General features: G+C 68.6%; 4 protein-coding genes and 1 pseudogene. 4 read left to right on the top strand and 1 reads right to left on the bottom strand.

The genetic code is table 11. The features are described from left to right. Positions 1-138: 138 nt before the first annotated feature. The 3 genes from D9R02_RS11490 to D9R02_RS11500 are packed head-to-tail and all read left to right on the top strand — an operon-like array spanning position 139 to position 2,582. Entirely contained in the window at positions 139-453 is a 315-nt protein-coding gene (locus D9R02_RS11490) for an integrase core domain-containing protein (RefSeq protein WP_019311215.1), read from the top strand. A gap of 36 nt (positions 454-489) precedes the next feature. After that, the gene (locus D9R02_RS11495; protein WP_019311214.1) at positions 490-1,254 is read left to right on the top strand and encodes a 3-oxoacyl-ACP reductase; all 765 of its coding nucleotides are present in this window, start codon (positions 490-492) and stop codon (positions 1,252-1,254) included. Between the two features lie 11 nt (positions 1,255-1,265). Next, positions 1,266-2,582: an LLM class flavin-dependent oxidoreductase gene (locus D9R02_RS11500; protein ID WP_019311213.1), complete on the top strand. Its 1,317-nt coding sequence runs from the start codon at positions 1,266-1,268 to the stop codon at positions 2,580-2,582. Between the two features lie 176 nt (positions 2,583-2,758). Here D9R02_RS11500 and D9R02_RS11505 read toward each other — a convergent pair whose 3' ends face one another. Beyond that, positions 2,759-3,181: an ASCH domain-containing protein gene (locus D9R02_RS11505; RefSeq protein ID WP_199717499.1), complete on the bottom strand. Its 423-nt coding sequence runs from the start codon at positions 3,179-3,181 to the stop codon at positions 2,759-2,761. A 167-nt stretch (positions 3,182-3,348) separates the two neighbouring features. On the opposite strand from D9R02_RS11505, the pseudogene D9R02_RS12190 reads away from it, so the two are divergent. Beyond that, positions 3,349-3,565 (top strand): annotated as a pseudogene (locus D9R02_RS12190) (hypothetical protein); the annotation flags it as partial.

Consider the following 3,565-nt stretch of genomic DNA (forward strand, 5'->3'; position numbering starts at 1 on the left):
CCGTGGCGCACACGCTGAACACTCGTCCACGCAAGAGCCTGGGGTGGAAGACACCTGCCGAGGCACTGAACGAGCAGCTAAAGTCTCTCCAAGAAGCCGGTGTTGCAACGACCAGTTGAATCCGGTCAGTTTACGTCCGTGGCCTTTGCCGAGACCCTGGCGATGGAGGGCATCACCGCTTCCATCGGATCCATCGGCGACGCCTACGACAATGCCCTGGCCGAGTCCACGATCGGGCTGTTCAAGAACGAGGCGGTCCGGGACGGCTCTCCATTCCGGACCGGCGCGCTGCGCACCATCGACGACGTCGAGTGGGTCACCACCAGCTGGGTCGACTGGTACAACAACCGGCGCCTGCACTCCACCCTCGGCGACATCCCGCCCGAGGAGTTCGAGACCGCGTACTACGCTGGCCTCGCAACGCCATCACACCCGGTGCTGGCACCCACATAGGAGCGGCAAAGAACCGGGGACGGTTCAGGGAACCTCATGCAGATCGCAGAACAGACTGTCCTCGTGACCGGCGGAGCGCGCGGTGTGGGCCGCCACATCGTGGAGGCCTTCGCCGCTCAGGGCGCGCGGGTGGTCATCAACTACCGTTCCAGCTCCACCGCCGCCCAAGAGCTCACGGCCCGCTTCGGTCCACAACGGGCTGTGGCCTTGCCTGCTGACGTCACCGATCCCGGGCAGGTGTCGGCCATGCTCGAGCGCGCCCGGGAGCACTTCGGCGCCCCGGTCACCACTGTGGTGAACAACGCGCTGGCGGACTTCTCCTTCAACGGGGACGCCCGCTCGGGTGCGGCAGCGATTGGCTGGGACGAGTTCACTGACCAGTTCTCCGGCAGCGTCCGGGGGGCGCTGAACACGATGCAGGCGTGCCTGCCGGGAATGCAGGAGCAGGGGTTCGGGCGGATCGTGAACATCGGCACCAACCTGTTCCAGAACCCCGTCGTCCCGTATCACGACTACACCGCGGCCAAGGCGGCCCTGCTCTCCTTGACCCGGACCCTGGCCAAGGACCTGGGTCAACACAACGTCACGGTGAACATGGTCTCCGGCGGACTGCTGCGCACCACCGACGCCAGTGCGGCCACCCCTGAGGAGGTCTTCGACCTCATCGCCTCCTCCACCCCACTGGGACGGGTCACCACCCCGGAGGAGTTCGCCGACACCGTCCTGTTCTTCGCCTCACCCTGGGCGCGGTCGGTCACCGGACAGAACCTGGTGGTCGACGGCGGACTGGTCATGGGGTGAATCGGGCACTCATGAGCACGCACCGGCAGCTGCACCTCAACGCCTTCCTCTTCGGCGCCGGCCACCACAGCGCGGCCTGGCGGCGCCCCGACTCCCCCGCCGAGCACCTGGGCGACATCTCCTACTGGGAGCGGCTGGCCCGCACGGCCGAGCGCGGACTCTTCGACGCTGTATTCTTCGCCGACGGCCACAGCGCCGGCGACGTCGCCTCCGGGCCCCGGTGGTTCCTCGAGCCGCTGACCGCCCTGTCCGCCATGGCCCGGGCCACGGAGCGGATCGGATTGGTCTGCACCATCTCGACCACCTTCTTCACCCCCTTCCACGCCGCCCGGATGCTCGCCTCCCTCGACCACATCAGCGGCGGGCGGGCAGGGTGGAACGTGGTGACCTCCATGTTCGACGCCGAAGCCCGCAACCACGGGCTGCAGGCCATGCCCACCCGACAGCAGCGCTACGCCCGGGCCGAGGAATTCGTGCAGGTCGCCCAGCAGTTGTGGGACTCCTGGGCCGACGACGCCGTGCTCGTCGACCGGGCAGGGCTCTACGCCGACCCCACCCGGGTCCGTCCGGTGCACCACCACGGCGAGCACTTCCAGATGGACGGACCCCTGACCGTGCCGCGTCCACCGCAGGGCAGACCCGTGCTCTTCCAAGCCGGGGCCTCCGGACCCGGCCGGGAGTTGGCCGCCCGGCACGCGGAAGGCATCTACGCGGTGGCCTACGACCTGACCGCCGGCCGCGACTACTACACCGACGTCAAGGCCCGCATCACCGCCGCTGGGCGCGACCCGGAGGCGGTGGCGGTGATGCCCGGGCTGGTCACCTACGTCGGCTCCACTGAGGTCGAAGCCCGAGCCCAGCAGGCCGCGGTCGACGCGCTGCTGCCCACCGCCCAGTCGCTGGCCCAGCTGAGCACGTTCATCCAGCAGGACTGCAGCGGATGGAAACTCGACGCCCCGGTCCCACCGCTGCCTCCGCTTGAGCAGTTCGGCGGCCCGCAGGGCCGCTACGCCACAATCCTGCGGATCATCGACGTGGAACGCCCCACCGTCCGACAGCTGCTGGGCCGCCTGGCCGCCGGTGGCGGACACTGCACCATGGTCGGCACCCCCGAGAGCATCGCGGATCAGATCGAACACTGGTTCCGCACCGGAGCCGCCGACGGATTCAACCTCATGCCCCCGACCCTGCCCGACGCCCTCGAGGACTTCGTCGACCACGTCGTCCCGGAACTGCAGCGCCGCGGCCTCTTCGGCACCCACTACACCACCGACACCCTCCGCGGCCACCTAGGACTCCCCCGCCCCGCCCGAAAAGAGCCGGCCTAGCCGCACTGACCAGCAGAGCAAACCCACGGGCGCGCACAAGCGCCCTCGAGCGAGACCATCTCCATGACGTGGGTAGATGCTCCGCCGCTAACTGGCCATATGTAAAGCAAACGGCCTCGTGCTGGTTGTGCGCTGGATTGGTGCCAGCGGCACACCACAGAGCCGGATCGATGGGATCACTTCACCGAGTCCGGGAGGAGCCGGAATCGTTCCAGCACCACAAGCGTGTCGTCGTCCATGTCGTGCCCCGGGACCTCGGCGCACGCCTCCGGCGGCGTGGCCGTCCAGAACTCCTCGTGGGCCTCCCGCCACTGGGCCACACTGCGGTGCCCCTCGCCCTCGGCCAGCACGTGCTCCCAGGGCACCTCGGCCAACCGCACCGTGGCCACCTCGGTGATCTCCAAGGTGGCAACCACCCGCCCGGTGGAGTCGATGAGGGCCTGACATTCGCCGGGGCGCGGCAGGGGCTGGTCCTCCGCTTCGTAGTCACCCAGCAGCGACGAAGTGCCTGTCTTCGCGCCGGACCGGATCAGTTGGACGAGGCGGTCCCGCAACGGTCCGGGGGTCGCGAACTCGGCCACCGGCATCGATTCATCCATGGTCCGAGTATGTCGCCCGACGACCTCAGAAGAGCGCACTCGGCCCCACGGGCAACTCGCTCATACAGGAATCTAGTGCCCACCAGCGAACCCCAATCGCACGGGGCCCTGTCTTTCCCCACTTCGGCGTCATAGCCCCCGGGCTGACCCCCGGTTAGCGTTCGACCATGGGCAAGCATGTACGCGGTCGTGAAGCCCTGTCTCCGTCGAGGCAAAGCGTCCCCGTGCCCACGGTCGGCCAGGTGCTGGTCCGAGCCCTGCCGGCGGCCATCGCGCTGGTGGCCGGCTTCCCGTTGCTGGCCTGGTGGTGGTCGTTGAACGATGACTCCCCAATCTGGGCCCTCCTGGCGGTGCTGGGCGGGGGCTACCTCTTGGGGCTGTCTC

The sequence above is a fragment of the Kocuria rhizophila genome (assembly GCF_003667225.1).
GTDB lineage: Bacteria > Actinomycetota > Actinomycetes > Actinomycetales > Micrococcaceae > Kocuria > Kocuria rhizophila.